Source organism: Micromonospora sp. NPDC023956 (assembly GCF_040639195.1).
Lineage (GTDB): Bacteria > Actinomycetota > Actinomycetes > Mycobacteriales > Micromonosporaceae > Micromonospora.
The window spans coordinates 226,974-242,665 of record NZ_JBEZZN010000004.1 but is presented as its reverse complement, the minus strand read 5'-3'; the positions used below and the strand labels follow the sequence as shown (position 1 = coordinate 242,665).

The window sequence follows — 15,692 nt, the reverse complement described above, 5'->3', positions numbered from 1 at the left end:
CCGTGCTCCTCGACGACCGCCGGCCTCACCACCGGCGCGTCGACGGGTCCGGTCGGGTCCGTCGCCGGCGTCGGCGCCACCACGCCGCCGCGCCGACCGCCGCCACCGACCCGGCCAGCAGTTCGACGATCTGGCCGAGCGGCCAGTACAGGGCGAGGAGCCAGCGGACCGCGCCCTCGGCCCGGGACGGCGCGGGCCCGCCGAAACCGTCGAGCAGGTTGGCCGGCACCTCGACGAACAACGCGCTCTCGGGCAGGTCGACCAACCGGTGCCGGCTGCCGTCGGTGCGGAACGCCATGAGTTCGACGCCGCCGACGGCCCACCAGTCGAGGTCCGACCAGTTCGGGTCGTTCGCGGCTTTGACCAGGCCCTTCTCCGGCTCGTACACGGCCACCACCGCCGCGCCGTCGCGTTGCCAGCCCAGTACCCGGGCGGCCAGCCCGCGCGCGGGAGCGAGCCTCGGGCCGTCGGTCGGCTGCCCGTCGTCGGCGTCCAGGTACCGGAGGTCGAACGTCCTGCGCCGGAGACTCGCCTCGTCACAGGCGGCCTCGCCCGTACAGCCGTCCACCGAGTAGACGGCGATCCGTCCGCCGTCCGGCAGCCATGCTCCCCGCCCGGCAAGGCGGTCGGTGCCGCCGAGATCGGCCAGTTTCCGCAGCGAATTGCCGGCGAGGTCGATGACGTGCAGGGCGTCCCCGGTCGCCACCGCGATCCGCGCCCCGTCCGGCGAGAAGGCCGCGAAGTCACCCACCCGCCGGAGGCCGGGAACGTCGGGCAGCGGGTGCGCCCGACCCGTCCTCAGGTCGAGCAGGCGCAGCCTGCCGTTCGCCCTCGGGTCGCCGCCCGCCCCGGACGCGTACTGGAGGATCGACAGACCGTCCGGGGACCAGAGCACCGGATCGCCTCCGTCGTACTGGACCAGCGCGCCGGTGGACAGGTCGACGACCACGGTCTGCTCCCGGCCGTCGTCCGGCCAGCGTGCGCCCTCCAGCCACGGCCGGTCGGCCAGGAACCGGCCGTCCGGGGAGAGCAGCAGGCCACCCAGTCCGGTGTCGGTCTCGCCGACGGTGCGGGCCAGTCGGTACCGGCCGTTCTGTCCGACGACGAGGCTGCGGCCCTCCCAGCCCCAGACGTCGCTGCCGCGCAACTCGTGGTCACCCGCGACGACGATCGCGGCCGGCCCGGGTGGCGCCGCGAGGACGGTCCCCTCGCCGGTGATCGGCGGGTACACGGTGGACGGCACGGTGGCCGGCGGGGCGCCGGCCGGCAGGGCTCCCGGCCCGCCGTGGCCGGGCAGCAGCGCAGCGGTGACGCCGACGGTGACCACCGCCAGCCCGACGAGACCGGTGTTCCGGACCCGGCGACGGCGGACCCCCCTGCGTCGGGTGTCCGCCGCGACCCGTGCCGGACGCGCCTGGTCGGCGATGCGGGTCAACACGTCGGTCAGCGGCGATCGGCTCACGACGTCACCTCCAGCAGCTCGGCCAGTTCGGGGGCGAGGGTGCGCAGGCGGGCCAGCCCGTCGCGGACCTGGCTCTTGACGGTGCCCACCCCGCAGCCGAGAACCTCGGCGGTCTCCGCCTCGGTGAGGTCCTCGAAGTACCGCAGGACCAGGGCCGCGCGTTGCCTGGGGCCCAGCCTGGCCAGGGCCTGCTGCACCGCGACGGTCACGCCCACCTGGTCGGTGCGGTCCGGTAACGGTCGGTCGACGCCGGTCAGCGACACCTGCGTGATCCGCCGCGCCCGCCGCCACCAGGAGACGTGCTGGTGGTAGAGGACCTTGCGGACGTACGCGTCGGGGTCGCCCCCGGCGGCCAGCCGTTCCCAGCGCCCCGCGACGCTGAGGAACGTCTGCTGGACCAGGTCCTCGGCCAGGTGGTGATCGCCGGTGAGCAGGTAGGCGATTCGTGACAGGCCCAGGGTGCGGGCCCGCACGTACGCCTCGAACGACGGCAGATCGGTATCCACCCACGCCACCTCCTGCCTACCTCCACGCCGTCGACGGGCCCGAGGGAGGGGACCGAATTCTCCGATCGGGTGGGAACGACCCTCGCGTCCGACGGCAGGCGGTGTCCAGCCGGGCCGACCCTTGTACCGCCTACCGGCATATCTTCGTCTCCGATATATTGCGGCGATGGACACGACGCTGCGGGAACCCACGTTCCTCATCCTCACCGCGCTGGCCGGCGGGCCGCTGCACGGCTACGCGATCATCCGCGAGGTCGCCACGCTCTCCGACGGGCGGCTGTCGCTGCGTCCCGGAACGCTCTACGGCGCACTGGACCGACTGACCGACACCGGCCTGGTCGACCTCGACCGGGAGGAGCAGGTCGACGGACGGCTGCGCCGCTACTACCGGCTCTCCCCCACCGGGGAGAGCACGCTGGCCGCCGAGACCGAGCGGCTACGGCGCAACGTCGAGGTCGCCACCGCCCGGTTACGGGCCCGGTCGCACGCTGCCCGACCGGCCACCGCTCCCCGTACCGCCGGAGGGCTGGCGTGAACGACCTGGAGCGCCGCTACCGTCGCCTGCTGCGCGCGTACCCACCGGAGTACCGCCGCACGCGCGGCGACGAGATCGTCGGTACGTACCTCGACCTGGCCGGTCCGCACGACCGGCGGCCCTCGCTGGCGGACGCCGCGGACCTGCTGCGCGGCGGACTGCGCCAGCGGTTACGGGCCGCCGGGGCCACCGACGTGCTCCCCGGCGTACGCCTCGCCGCCACGCTTGCCCTCACCGCCGCGACCGTGCTGGCCGCCGGGTGGTTCGTCCGGGACCTGCACCCGCCGCACGCGGACCTGGGCTACCCCAGCGTCGGTCCGTTCGCCTCGGTCGGGGTACTGGCCTGGGTGGCCTGGCTGCTGGCCGCCGTCGTCGCCGGCCTCGCCCCCGGCCGGTCGACCCGCGTCGCGGTGGCCGTGGCCGTCCTGCTCACCGTCGCCGTGGTGCCACTGGGCGCGGTGCCGGCGCTGCCCCGTCCGGCGCTGTCCGTACTGGCCCCGCAGATCGCGCTCGGCCTGCTGACGCTCGCCCTGCCGGCCCACCCGCCGATCGGGAGTCGGTGGTTGCCGGCCCTCGCCGGGCTGGTGACGGCGCTCGCCACGCTCCACCTGGCTCCCGGGCTGAGTGACGGCTGGGGCTACTACGGCTGGACCACCGTCACCCTCCTGTCCACGGTCGGCGTCGGGCTGCTGGTCGTCGTGGCCCTGCTCGCCGCCGGTCTCGCCCTGGCCCGGGACACCCGGGGCCTGTGGGCCACCCTGACGCTGCTCGGCCCGGTGGGCCTGCTCACCCTGCACTCCCTCGCCGGGGCCATCCCGGTGGCCGGGCTCGCCCAGAACCCCACCTGGGCGTCGCTGGCCGGCACGGCGGTGGTGGTCAGCGCCGTCGGTGTCGGCGCACTGCCGTCGGCGGTGCTGCTGCGTCGCCGCGTCATGAGGCGGTAGCAGGAGTTCCCTGCTCGTCACGAGGTGGTGGCAGGAGCCCTCTGCTCGTCCCCGGGTGGTAGCCGGGGACCTCTGCCACCACCGCTGCGGCGAACGGCGAGCACCGCCAGCCAGAGCACCAGGACGGTCATCAGGATCGCGCCGGGGGCCTTGGTGAACCGGGCCAGGTTGGTGCCGTCGGGGAGGGTGAGGAAGGCCGCCACCGCGCCGGGCACCAGGAACCAGGCCGTCCGGGTGGCGGCCACCGCCAGCACCGCCAGCGGCCAGATCGCGTACCAGGGGTGGAAGACCGGGGCGAGGGCGACCGTGGCGGCCAGGGCGAGCCCGGCGCCGGTGAGCGCGGCGCGCGGCCGGGCGACGGCCAGCCGGGTCACCCGCTGCCGGACGGTGCCGAGTCGGCGCAGGCCCCGCCAGGCGCGGAACCAGAGCACCACCAGCAGTACCGCGAGCAGCGCCACGGCGACCGCACGGGCCACCGGCACCGCGTCCGGGTCCCGGCCGAGCAGCCGGCCGGCGTAGTCGACGGTGAACCCCACGGCCGTCGGAGGGGACGTCCACTGCTCGGAGTCGCCGCTGCGGGTCAACCCACCGATCCAGCCGAACCCGAGCCCGGCGGCCGCCGAGGCACCCAGCAGGGCGGCTACCGCGCCGGCGACCAGCCAGACCCCGTCGCGCAGCAGCGCCCGGAAGGTGACGACGCCCGCCACCGCGCCCAGGGCCGCGAACGGCAGCACCACCAGCGCGGTGACCTTCACCGCCACGGCCAGCCCGAGCAGCGCCCCACCGAGCAGCAGCCGGGGCCGCTGCCCGGGGTGGCGGACCACCAGCAGCAGGCCGGCCAGCAGCAGGCCGACCATCACCGCGTCGTTGTGCGCCCCGGCGACCAGGTGCACACCGACCAGCGGGCAGGCCAGCACCAGCCAGACCGCCCGCCGCGCGGGCACCCCGGCCGCGCGGGCCAGCCCCGGCAGGCAGGCGGCGGCGAGGAGCAGCCCGAGCACGGCGACCACCCGCAGCAGCGCGACGGTGCCGAGCAGCGAGCCGCCGAGGGCGGCGGCGGCCCCGGCGAGCAGCACGAAGACCGGCCCGTACGGGGCGGCGGTGTCCCGCCAGATCGGGGAGATCGCGTCCAGCCAGGGGCAGCCGGCGGCGGCCACCCCACCGGCGTACGGGTCACCGCCGGCGGCGTACACCCAGCCCTGGCAGGCGTACGAGTAGACGTCGCGGCTGCCGGTCGGCAGGGTGACCAGCAGCGGCAGCGTCCACAACCCGGCGGTGAGGTACGCCCAGCGCGTCGACGGGACGTCGTGCCGGGCCGCCCACCACGCGCCGACCAGTCCGGCGGTGCCGACCAGCCAGGCGGTCAGCAGGAGCGGACCGTGCTCGCCGCGCCAGATGGAGACCGGGGTGACCCCGCCGGTGAACTCCGGGAGGACCCCGCCCAGCCGGGAGGCCACGGCGAGCAGCACGGCAGCGGCGAGCCCGCCCCAGCGGACCAGCCGCAGCCGCGCCGCGCCGGTCGGATCGGCCCGGTGACCGGCGGACGGGTCGGTGCCCCGGCTGGCCGACGGGTCGCCCCCGCTCTCGGTCGTCCGCGTCACCTCAGCACCCTCCCCGGGGACGCAGCGAGCTGGTCAGCCGGTACTCCCCCGCACCGTCGACCCGGACCGTCACCCAGTCGTCCGGGCCCCGGGCGAGGCAGCCGTCCGGCCCCTCCAGGCTCAGCCACCGGGACCACCGGACGCGGACCAGCAGGTCACCGGCGCCCGCCGGGGCGGTGAACCGCACCTGGCCCGGGTCGGTGGCGACCAGCCGGCCGGGGGCGGCCACCAGCGGCGTCGGGTCGGCGACCGCGTAGAGCCGCCAGGTGCCGTCGCGCCACACCTCGGTCAGGTACGGCAACCCGCCGGCGACCAGGTCGGCCTCCTCCCGGGCCCAGCGGTCGGGCACGCTGTCCGGAGCGAGCGCGACGTACTGGACGGCGGTGCGACGCAGCCAGTCGGCGTACGTGTCGGCGTCCAGCCCGGCGCGGTAGAAGAGCGCGTTGCGGTCGGTGTCCACCTGCCGTTCCCAGCCCCGGGCCAGCGGCACGGTCGACGGCAGGTACGCCGACTCCCAGTGGTCGCGCAGCGGCACCACCTCGACCCGGCCGACCGGGGCGCGACGGGCCAGTTCGTCGGCGAGCGGCCGGTAGAAGGCGGCGGACGACTCCGGCGATCCGGCCCGTCCCAGGTCGGAGGTCATCACCGGGTTCTGCCACCAGACGGTGGCGGCGAGCAGCGCGGCCAGCCACCCGGTGGGCAGTACCGCATAGCCGGCCAGCACGGGCAGCGCGAAGAGCATCGGCAGCCGCAGCGCGTTCGACCCGATCGGGGTGGGCAGGTAGTACGCGCCGACCAGCAGCAGCACGGCCAGCGCGGCCCCGGTCCGCAGCACCCGGCGTCGCCGGGGCAGCACGAACAGCACCAGCACGGCCAGCGCCACGTTGATCCGCATCGACTCGGCGGTGTACGGCTGGGTACCGCCGTTGCCGAAGAGCACCGCCATCGGGGCGAGCGCGACCGCCGGCGCGAAGCAGAGGGTCAGCGCCTCGCCGAGCGGCCGGTCGATCCGCCAGCCGCCGGGCAGTGGCCGACCCGGACCGGTCCCCGGTCGCAGGCTGGTCAGCAGCAGCGCCGCGCCGGCCAGGCCGGTGAAGAGGCCGGCGACCGGGCTGGCCCAGGTGGCGAGGGCGGCGAGCAGGGCGGCGAGGACGAGCCGCAGCGGGCGGGCCGGCCGGTCGGCGGAGACCGCGACCAGGGCGGTCAGCCCGAGGGCCAGCCCGAAGGCGAAGGTGATCCGGCCGCTGGCCAGGTTGCCGACCAGCACCACCGCGCCGAGCAGTCCGGCCAGCAGCGGTCGCCGGGCCCGGTGCCGGACGAACAGCCAGCCCAGCGCGGCGGCGGCGACCACGGCGGCGACCGCGCCGACGACGCGTACCCCGAACAGGGCGCCCAGGCCGGCGGTGAGCAGGCTGTAGCCGTACTGGTGGACCCCGCCGTACCAGCCGAGGTCGACGGGGGCGGTGCCGTGCCGGTCGACGAAGTCGGCGCGGGCGACCTGGGCGGCCAGGTCGGTGCCCATCGGCGGGGCGAGCAGGAACACCGCCGCGAGCAGCAGAGCCGCCCCGGCGACCAGCAGCGGGACCGGCCGCCGACGGCCGGACGCCGGTGCGGTCCCCGTCCGGGGGGCGGCGGAGCGGGCCGGGGCGGGCGGGTGCGGCGCCGGTTCAGGCATCGAGGACGTGTTCCATGGCGGTGCGGCAGCGCCGGGCGGTGCGCAGGTACTCGTCGAGGAACTCGCCGGGGTCCTCCGCGCCGAGCAACTGGACCACGCCGGCCAGTTCCACGCCGTGCCGGGGCAGCTGGTCGCCGTCCCGGCCCCGGACCAGCATCAGCGCGTTGCGGACCTGCGCGGCCGTCGTCCAGCCGGCGGCCATCGCGGCGGCGTCGGCCGGGTCGACCAGGCCGGCGTCGCGGGCGGCGGCCAGCGCCCCGAGGGTACGCGTGCCGCGCAGTTCCGGGTGCCGGCCGGCGTGCTGGAGCTGGAGGAGCTGCACCGCCCACTCGACGTCGGCGAGTCCGCCCCGGCCGAGCTTGGTGTGGGTGGCCGGGTCCGCGCCCCGGGGCAGTCGTTCGGTCTCCACCCGGGCCTTCATCCGGCGGATCTCGACGACCTGTTCCCGGGTGAGTCCGTCGGCCGGGTGACGTACCGGCTCGATCATCGCCTCGAACTCGGCGCCGAGGTCGGCGTCGCCGCAGACGAACCGGGCGCGCAGCAGGGCCTGCGCCTCCCAGACCCGCGACCAGCGGGCGTAGTACTGGGCGTACGCGGCGAGGCTGCGCACCAGCGGGCCCTGCCGACCCTCCGGTCGCAGGTCGGCGTCCACCCCGAGGGCCGGGTCCGGCGCGGGCATGCCGAGCAGCCGGCGCAGTTCCTCGGCGATGCCCTGCGCGGCGGCGCTGGCCGCGCTCTCCTGGTCCCCCGGCGGGGCGTCGTAGACGAAGAGCACGTCGGCGTCGGAGAGGTAGTTCGACTCGTACCCGCCGAGGCGGCCCATGCCGATCACCGCGAACCGGAGTCCGGGCACGTCCGGGCGGGTGGCCCTTGCGATGCGCAGCGCGGCGGTGAGGGTGGCGTCGGTGACCGCGGCCAGGGCGGCGCCGACGGCGCTGACGTCCGGCGGCGTCTCCCGGGCCGCCCGTGGGGCGAGCGTGCCGGCCCGGCTGAGCACGTCGGCGCAGGCCAGCCGGACCAGTTCGCGGCGGCGCAGCGCGCGGACCGCCCGGGTGGCCTGGACCGGGTCGGCGTGCCGGGCCGCCGCCGCGGTGAAGCCGTCGCAGAGCACGTCCCGGGGGCGCGGGGTCAGCTCGCTCTCCTGGGCCAGCAGGCGCAGCGCCTCCGGCTCCCGGGCGAGCAGGTCGGCGGCGTACCGGGACAGCGAGAGCACCCGGGCCAGTCGGCGGGCCACCGGCCCCTCGTCACGCAGCAGCCGCAGGTACCACGGGGTGCTGCCGAGTGAGTCGGAGACCTGCCGGTAGTTGAGCAGCCCCCGGTCCGGCTCGGGAGCGTCGGCGAACTCGCTGAGCAGCACCGGGAGCAGGGTGCGCTGGATGGCGGCGGTGCGGCTCACCCCGCCGGTGAGGGCCTGGAGGTGGCGCAGCGCCCCGGCCGGGTCGGCGAAACCGAGGATCTCCAACCGGTTCCGGGCCGCCTCGGGGGTCAGCCGCAGCCCGTCGAGCGGCACCCGGGCCACCGACTCCAGCAGCGGCCGGTAGAGCAGCTTGGCGTGCAGCCGGCGTACCTCGGTGGCGTGGGTGACCCACTCGGCGCGGAACTCCTCGACGCCGCTGCGCCCCGGCTTGGCGGTGTAGCCGAGCGCGGCGGCGAGCCAGCGCAGCCCGGCCGGCTCGGCCGGCACGGTGTGGGTACGGCGCAGGCCCTGGAGCTGGAGGCGGTGCTCGACGCCGCGCAGGAAGCGGTACCCCCGCAGCAGTCCCTCGCCGTCGGCCCGGCCCACGTAGCCCCCGGCGACCAGGGCGCGCAGCGCGGGGATGGTGCCCGGTTCGCGCAGTGACTCGTCGCCCCGGCCGTGCACCAGTTGCAGCAGCTGCACGGCGAACTCGATGTCGCGCAGTCCGCCCGGACCACGCTTGATCTCGCGTTCCAGCTCCTTCGGCGGGATGTTCTCGATGATCTTTTTACGCATGGCGCGGACGTCGGAGACCGCCTCCGGGCGTTCGGCGGCGCGCCACAGCAGCGGGGCGAGCTGGTCGATCCACTCGCGGGCCAGGGCCAGGTCACCGGCGGCCGGGCGGGCCTTCAGCAGCGCCTGGAACTCCCAGGTGCGCGCCCAGCGGCGGTAGTAGGCGAGGTGGCTGGCGAGGGTGCGGACCAGCGGCCCCCGGTTGCCCTCGGGGCGCAGCGCGGCGTCCACCGGCCAGGCGACCAGCCCACAGATGTGGATCAGCCGGGTGGCGACGGTGGTGGCCACGGTCAGGTCGGCGTCGTCGTCGGCCACGAAGATCACGTCGACGTCGGAGACGTAGTTCAGTTCGCCGCCGCCGCACTTGCCCATGGCGACCACGGCCAGTCGGGGCACCGGTGTGCCCTCCGGCAGTTCCCCGACCGCGATGTCGTGGGCGGCGGCCAGGGTGGCGTCGGCGAGCGCGGAGAGCGCCGCCATGGTCTGCTCCAGGGCGCGCTCGTCGGTCAGGTCGGCCGCCGCGATCCCCAGCAGGGCCAACCGGTACGCCGCACGCAGCGCCGGGACCGGCTTGTCCGCGCCGAGCGGGCCGAGCCGCCCGTCGACGGTGGGGGCGAGCCCGTCCGGGGCGGTGGCGAGCACCCGCCAGTGGTCCGGGTTGGCGACCAGATGGTCACCGAGCGCCGAGGAGGCACCCAGCACGGCGACCAGCCGGCGGCGCAGCCCCGGGTCGGCGTGCAGCGCCCCGAGCAGCGCCGGCTGCTCGGTGGTCCGGCGCTCGGCCTCGACGATCCGGTGCAGCTGGCGCAGGGCCAGATCCGGGTCGGCCGCGCGGGACAGCGCGGTCAGCAGCTCCGTGGCCGGCTCGTCCGCCGGTTCCTGCGACTCGGGCCGCCACAGGGCGAGCCCGGCCGGGCCGAGCAGGTCGGCGGCGCGCACACCCCCGTCGTCACCGACCACGAAGCCGTACCGGGCGAGGCGGTTGGTCCTGGTGGATCTGGTCATCGCCGGCTCAGTGCCCGAGCAGCGGGAGGGTGGGCCGGGGCGGCTCGTCGTCCAGCTCGCCGAGGGCGAGTGCGGCGAACCGGGCGGCGAAGGGCTGCCACACCTCCTCGAGGTCCGCCATCACCGCGTCGCAGGCGGCCACCACCACCTCGGGGTCGTAGCCCAGCCGGGCCAGCAGCGTCGAGTCCGTGGCCCAGTCCGCGATCATGGCGGTGTCGCACTCGATGTGGAACTGGAAGCCCCAGGCCCGGTCCCCCATCCGGAACGCCTGGTGCGGGTAGCGGGTGGAGGCGGCCAGCAGGGTCGCGCCCCGGGGCAGCTCGGTGATCTCGTCGACGTGCCACTGGATCACGTCGGGGATCAGCGGCACGTACCGGAAGAGCGGGTCGGTGTCGGCGGCGTCCCGCTTGCCGACCACGCACGGGCCGACCTCCGGGCCGGACGGACTCCGGATCACCTCGCCGGCGTGCGCGGTGGCGAGGAGCTGACCGCCGAGGCAGATCCCGAGGGTGGGCACCCGGTGGCGGACCGCCTTGCGCAGCAGCCCCTCCAGGGCCGGGAACCACGGCGCGCCGGGTGTGCCGTCCGGCTTCGGGTACGGCTGCTGTTCGCCACCGAGCACCACCAGGGCGACGTACCCGTCGAGGTCGGCGGGGAGTTCGTCACCGGCGTACGGGCGCAGGACCCGCAGCGTGAGCCCCGCCTCGGTCAGCCACTCCCCCAGGCGTCGGGGGTCGTCGGTCGGGTCGTTCTCGATCACCAGCGCGGTTGCCACGACGTCGAGGCTATCGGGTGGCCGGTGCCGCACCGGACCGGCTCCGCCGCCGTGCGCCACGTCCGACCGCCGGGCGGCGGGGCGCCGGGCTAGGCTCTGCCGCTGTGAGCCGTACCCCCGACGTGGTCCGTCCGCCCGCCCTGCGCCCGGGGGACGCGGTCATGCTGGTGTCGCCGTCCGGGCCGATCCGGGCGGAGCGGCTGGCCCGTGGCGTCGAGCTGCTCACCGGCTGGGGGCTGCGCCCGGTGCCCGCGCCGAACGCCTACGCCCGGCACGGCTACCTGGCCGGGGCCGACGAGCTGCGGGCCGCCGACCTGAACGCCGCGTTCGCCGACCCCGGGATACGCGGGGTCATCTGCACCCGGGGCGGGTACGGCGCGCAGCGCATGGTGGACGCGATCGACATGGCCGCCGTGCGCCGGGACCCGAAGGTGGTGGCCGGCTTCTCCGACATCACCGCCCTCCAGTTCGCGCTCTGGCGGGGCGCCCGGCTGGCCGGTGTGCACGGGCCGGGGGCGGCCTGGCGGGACGAGCGCACCCCGAGACGCTCGGCGGAGTCGCTGCACGCCGCGCTGACGACCACCGAACCGGTCACCGTGACCGCCGACCCGGCCGAGGAGACCTTTCCGGTACGCGTACCGGGACGGGCCACCGGGACGCTGCTCGGCGGGAACCTCTGCCTGGTCGCCGCCTCGCTCGGTACCCCGGACATGCCGGACCTGACCGGGGCGGTCCTGTTGGTCGAGGACGTGCAGGAGCCCCCCTACAAGGTGGACCGGATGCTCACCCAGCTCCGCCGGTCCGGGGCGCTGGACGGCCTCGCCGGGGTGGCGGTCGGCCAGTTCACCGGCTGCGCCGACGGCTGGGACACCACGGTCGTCGACGTGCTGACCGACCGCCTCGGCGACCTGGGCGTTCCGGTGCTCGGCGGTCTGCCGATCGGGCACGGTCCCGGCCAGCTCACCGTCCCGGTCGGCACCCCCGCCGTCCTCGACACCGGAGCCGGCACCCTGACCGTCTCCCCCGCCGTCCGCTGACGCCGCCCGCCGGTACGGCCCGGCCCGATCGCCGTGCCGCGGCCGGCGGCCGGACGTCGTTTTTCCGACTCGACGTCGGATTTCCTCCTGGTTCATCCCCGCGATTCCCAGCGGAATGACAGGCTCACCATGGGTGACCTCCAGCTATCTCGGTCACCGTCGTCGAGTCCGGGTCACCGCGAGCAGCAGGAGGAAGCATGGCCAGGAAGCACTGGATCGCCGGGTTCATGGCAGCCGGCGCGCTCGGACTGGGGATCGCCGTGCCGACGGTCGCCTTCGCGGGGAACGGCGAGACGACCACGCCGAGCCCCACCGCGAGCGAGAGCACCGACCGCGCCGACCGGCAGCACGCGTTCGCCGACGCGCTCGCCAAGGAGCTGGGCGTACCGGCCGACAGGGTGACCGCCGCGTTGGAGAAGCTGCGGGAGGAGCGCAAGGGTGACCGCCCGGAGCGCGGTGGCTGGCGCGACGGGTGGCGCGGTGGCGACGCCGCCGACCGGCAGGCCGCGATGAAGGAGCGGCTGGCCCAGGCCGTCAAGGACGGCAAGCTCACCCAGGAGCAGGCCGACGCGATCACGGCGGCGGTCGAGGCCGACGTGTTCCCCGGCGGCCACTGGGGCGGTCGCCCCGGTCGGTGACCGACCCGCCACGGTGACGCCGCCGTCTGTTCCGCGCCCTCGGGTGGGACGGACGGCGGCGTCCCGCCGTTGCCCGCTGTCGGGCCCGCGACGGCGTCGGTCGGTCACGACCCCGCCGGCTACGGCTCCGGCATCCGCTGCCACGGCCCGCGCACGGCGTCGTCCGGCACCACCAGCCGTCGTAGTCGTTCGACCAGATCGGGGCGGGTGGTGACGAGCCACGGCGTCATCCGGGCGACCTGCGACGCCGCGTACCGGTACCGCCTGCGGTCCAGCTCGGTCAACCGGACGTGTGCCTCGGCCAGCAGCATCTCGAACTGCGGGTTGATGTCGACCGACATCCGGTCGGGAAGCAGGTCGAGCAGGTCGGCGAGGACCACGTCCGCCTCCCGGTCACGTCCCAGGAAGGCCAGGCAGCACCGGACGAAGGAGCAGCCGCTCACGACGTCCCAGGGCTCGACCTCCACCAGGTCGCCGAGCACCCATGTCACGACCCGGGGACGAACCGCCGAATCCGTCGTGAGGCGGTCGAGCAGCAGGGCCACCAGGTGATTCCACTCCCGGGTGGACACGAGGTCCGACTTCGCGGCCCACACCACGGACCGATACTGTTCCTCCTGGTCGGTCCGATCCTCTCGGGACAGCGGCCCGAGCCACATCCGGAGCAGGGCGTGCAGCCCCGACTGCCAACCGAGTCGTCCGCTCATCAGTCCCCCGAGCCGGAGCGCAGGACGCTCCGACAACGGTTCCAGCGCGTGCAGGAGGAGATCGTCACCGTCACTCCAGCACTCGACGTTCGCCCTCTGCCGCACCTCGACGAAGCTTCCGGACACGTACGCCGCACCACTGGGGCGCAGGCCGTACGTCCAGGCGAGATCCACCGGCGGCGGCTGCCAGTCGGGGCCGGCCAGACGCAGCCGGACATCACGTTGGTTGCCGGCGACCAGCCGGTCGAGAGCGAGAGCGCTGATCAGGCTCCTGTGCCCGTTCCCGTCGAGCTGTGACCGCCAGAGCAGGGCCTGACCGCGCCACGGCGGCCGGGGATCCGCAGCCCCGGGGTAGAGGTCCCGGCCCCGGATCTCGCCGGCCGCGCAGAGGATCAACACGAGCAGGTTGGCGCTGTACGCGGCGTGCCGCGCCGGCACCGACGCCGCCCGGGGCACGTACGTGTCGAAGCGGCGCGGCGGACGCGGGTCGTGCGCGGCCCGGAAGAGCCGGAGCAGCACGTCGGTCGCGTCCGCGCGGCGGTCGGCGTCCCACGACCGGAGCAGCTCGGTGAGGAAGGTGACGATCGGCGCCCGCCCGGTGAGCGTGGCGAAGGAGAGCAACGCCGCCAACGGGTCGTCGTCGACGTCCGGTCGCAGGATGCTGGCGGCGGCGACGGCGGTCAGGTCGCGCAGGACCAGGGCGGTCGTCCGGGCGATCAGGTACTCGCCGAAGGTGGCGTGCAGGAACTCGTAGGTCGCCACCCGCCGGTCGTCCCGGGTGGCCTGGGAGCGGTGCACGAAGAAGAACCGCCCGAGCACGATCTCGGCGGGGCGCAGCGGGGCCCGCAGATCCCCACCGCCGCGCGTCGCCGACGTGCCGGCAGCCAGGAAGGGCAGGGCGGCCAGGTCCGCTTCCAGGTCGTCCTCGGTGACCCACTGGACGCCCCGGTTGAACATGCCGAACGCCACCACCGCGAGCCGGCGCAGCTCGTCCTCGGTGGCCCGGTCCCGATCCCGGTCGCCGAGTCCCGGCCGGTGCTTGTCCACCTCGCGCCGGGCGAAGCTGCGCAGCAGCCGCTCGTACAGCTCGCCCCGGCGCAGCTCCCCGGCGGCGCGCAGGTCGTGGCCGGCAGCGGCGTAGAGCGCGAGCATCAACAGCAGCAACGGCTGCTCGGCCAGTTCCCGGTGGGCGAGCACCGCCTCCGACTCCAACGGTCGGACGCCGAGCGGGGCGAACCGGTCGGCGTTGACCCGGTTCCAGGTGTCCACCCAGCGCCGTACCCGGTTCTCGTCGAACGGTTCCAGCCGCAGCGCGACGGTCTGCGGCGGCGGCTTGGCCCGGTCGGCGACGCTGGTACGGGTGGTCACCAGCACCGCCACCGGTCGCCCCTGCTCGGCCTCCCGACGCTGGAAGCGGGCGACCCGCAGCAGGTAGTCGGTCTGGGTCACGCCGGTGGCCTGGAGCAGCTCGTCGAAGCCGTCGAGGAGCACCACCGGCAGCGCGTCCCCGGCGGAGCGGACCAGCGCCGGCCACTCCAGCCGTTCCCCGGTGTCGTACCGGATCGCCTGTTCGATCTGGTCCTGGAGGTCGCCCTCGACGCTCACCTCGCGCAACGCCACCCGGACCGCCAGGAAGTCGGCCGGCGGGAGCCGGGCGGCGAGCACCCGGGTCAGCACGGACTTGCCGGAACCCGGCTGGCCGAGCACCAGCAGCGGCGCCCGGGTGGCGACCGGCGAGGTCAGGTGACCGGTCAGGACGTCCGCCAGGTCGTCCCGGACGTCCTGACCGGCCCACCATTCCTCGTCACCGGGCCGCGCTCCCGGCTCCAGCACCGCGACCCGGCACCGGGGTGGCACGTACGCCTCGCCGAGCAGAGGCATCCGGAGCCCGTCCGGGGCCTCCGCCGACTCCACGATCGGCCGGTCGAGTTTCGCCGCGTGCGCCCGCGCCAGGGCACCCCGTCGCGCGTCCGGCACGCCACCGGTGGAGATGTCGGCGAGGACCCGGTGCAGCTCCCCGAGCCCGGCGGTCAACTGCCGGATCTCGTCCCGGGTGGCCTGGTGCTCGTGCAGCCCGGACCAGTACGCCACCTCGGGGAAATCCGTCGCCAGGGCGGTGAGCAGGTCCCGGTGCCGGTCCACCGCCGCGTCCGGCAGCCGGTCCACCAGGCCCCGGAACGTCTCCCGGTGGACGGCGGGCAGCCGTTCCCAGGCGGCGAGCCCGGTCACGTGCTCGGCCAGGCGTGACCCGAGTTCCCGGTAGTGGTCGTGCAGTGCCTCGCGGAGCCGGGCATAGGGCAGGTGGGCGCCGGGCGTCCGGTCGGCCAGGGTGAACATCTGCGCGACGACCGTCCGGAGCGGCGCGGCCCCGCCGCCGGCCAGGGCGAGCTGCTCGGGCTTGTCGATCTCCAGGTCGGCGAGGGCGAACGGCAGGTCGGCCTCGTCCAGCACCGCGAAGAAGGCGGTCACCGCGATGACCGCGTGCGCCGCCTCCAGCCGCTGGGTGCGGCCGTACCGGGACAGGCCGGAGCGCTGCTCGGAGAGCTGGCGCAGCAGTCCCTGGCCGAGCCGGACGAACTCGGCCTTGGCGTCGAACAGGCCCAGCAGGGCGGGCACCGGGCCTGCGCCGACGAGCAACGCCCAGCCCGCCAGCCGGTCGAAGGTCTCGACGAACCGGCTCCGCTCCCCGCCGAGCAGGCGTACCGCGTCGGCGTACCCCACTACCTCCGCCACCACCGCGCCCCTTTCCTGACGACCCCTGGACACGATCCTGGACCGTTACCGTCCACACGCGACGGTAACGGTCCAGGTCTGTCGGGGAGGCCGGAACGATGGAGC

General features: G+C 75.5%; 11 protein-coding genes. 4 read left to right on the top strand and 7 right to left on the bottom strand.

Annotated elements, in window-relative coordinates; all coding sequences use genetic code 11:
• Positions 1–25: 25 nt before the first annotated feature.
• The gene (locus AB0F58_RS10720; RefSeq protein WP_357141053.1) at positions 26–1,462 is read right to left on the bottom strand and encodes a hypothetical protein; all 1,437 of its coding nucleotides are present in this window, start codon (positions 1,460–1,462) and stop codon (positions 26–28) included.
• The gene (locus AB0F58_RS10715) at positions 1,459–1,968 is read right to left on the bottom strand and encodes a SigE family RNA polymerase sigma factor (RefSeq protein WP_357141050.1); all 510 of its coding nucleotides are present in this window, start codon (positions 1,966–1,968) and stop codon (positions 1,459–1,461) included. Before AB0F58_RS10715 ends, AB0F58_RS10720 begins: the two co-directional genes overlap by 4 nt.
• Before the next feature lie 166 nt (positions 1,969–2,134).
• On the opposite strand from AB0F58_RS10715, the gene AB0F58_RS10710 reads away from it, so the two are divergent.
• Both AB0F58_RS10710 and AB0F58_RS10705 read left to right on the top strand, forming a co-directional pair.
• Complete coding sequence (locus AB0F58_RS10710) at positions 2,135–2,503, top strand: PadR family transcriptional regulator (RefSeq protein ID WP_357141047.1); 369 nt, start codon at positions 2,135–2,137, stop codon at positions 2,501–2,503.
• Positions 2,500–3,447 (top strand): hypothetical protein, encoded by a 948-nt coding sequence (locus AB0F58_RS10705; RefSeq protein WP_357141044.1) that lies wholly within the window; start codon positions 2,500–2,502, stop codon positions 3,445–3,447. Before AB0F58_RS10710 ends, AB0F58_RS10705 begins: the two co-directional genes overlap by 4 nt.
• 17 nt (positions 3,448–3,464) lie before the next feature.
• Here AB0F58_RS10705 and mptB read toward each other — a convergent pair whose 3' ends face one another.
• From mptB to AB0F58_RS10685, 4 genes are all read right to left on the bottom strand, one after another.
• Entirely contained in the window at positions 3,465–4,952 is a 1,488-nt protein-coding gene (gene mptB / locus AB0F58_RS10700) for a polyprenol phosphomannose-dependent alpha 1,6 mannosyltransferase MptB (protein ID WP_357141810.1), read from the bottom strand.
• A 97-nt stretch (positions 4,953–5,049) separates the two neighbouring features.
• Positions 5,050–6,723 carry a hypothetical protein gene (locus AB0F58_RS10695; protein WP_357141041.1) on the bottom strand — a complete coding sequence of 558 codons (1,674 nt, stop codon included), beginning with the start codon at positions 6,721–6,723 and terminating at the stop codon, positions 5,050–5,052.
• Positions 6,716–9,697, bottom strand: a complete 2,982-nt coding sequence (locus tag AB0F58_RS10690) for a bifunctional [glutamine synthetase] adenylyltransferase/[glutamine synthetase]-adenylyl-L-tyrosine phosphorylase (RefSeq protein ID WP_357141038.1) — start codon at positions 9,695–9,697, stop codon at positions 6,716–6,718. The genes AB0F58_RS10695 and AB0F58_RS10690 overlap by 8 nt, the downstream gene beginning before the upstream one ends.
• A 7-nt stretch (positions 9,698–9,704) precedes the next feature.
• Positions 9,705–10,472, bottom strand: coding sequence for a type 1 glutamine amidotransferase (locus tag AB0F58_RS10685; RefSeq protein WP_357141035.1), 768 nt, complete (start codon positions 10,470–10,472; stop codon positions 9,705–9,707).
• A 161-nt stretch (positions 10,473–10,633) separates the two neighbouring features.
• Here AB0F58_RS10685 and AB0F58_RS10680 point away from each other — a divergent pair, with 161 nt between their 5' ends.
• Both AB0F58_RS10680 and AB0F58_RS10675 read left to right on the top strand, forming a co-directional pair.
• Positions 10,634–11,509 carry an LD-carboxypeptidase gene (locus AB0F58_RS10680; protein WP_357141807.1) on the top strand — a complete coding sequence of 292 codons (876 nt, stop codon included), beginning with the start codon at positions 10,634–10,636 and terminating at the stop codon, positions 11,507–11,509.
• Positions 11,510–11,706: 197 nt separating this feature from the next.
• Positions 11,707–12,147: a hypothetical protein gene (locus tag AB0F58_RS10675; protein ID WP_357141033.1), complete on the top strand. Its 441-nt coding sequence runs from the start codon at positions 11,707–11,709 to the stop codon at positions 12,145–12,147.
• Between the two features lie 119 nt (positions 12,148–12,266).
• Here AB0F58_RS10675 and AB0F58_RS10670 read toward each other — a convergent pair whose 3' ends face one another.
• Positions 12,267–15,587, bottom strand: a complete 3,321-nt coding sequence (locus AB0F58_RS10670) for a hypothetical protein (protein WP_357141030.1) — start codon at positions 15,585–15,587, stop codon at positions 12,267–12,269.
• Positions 15,588–15,692: the final 105 nt, after the last annotated feature.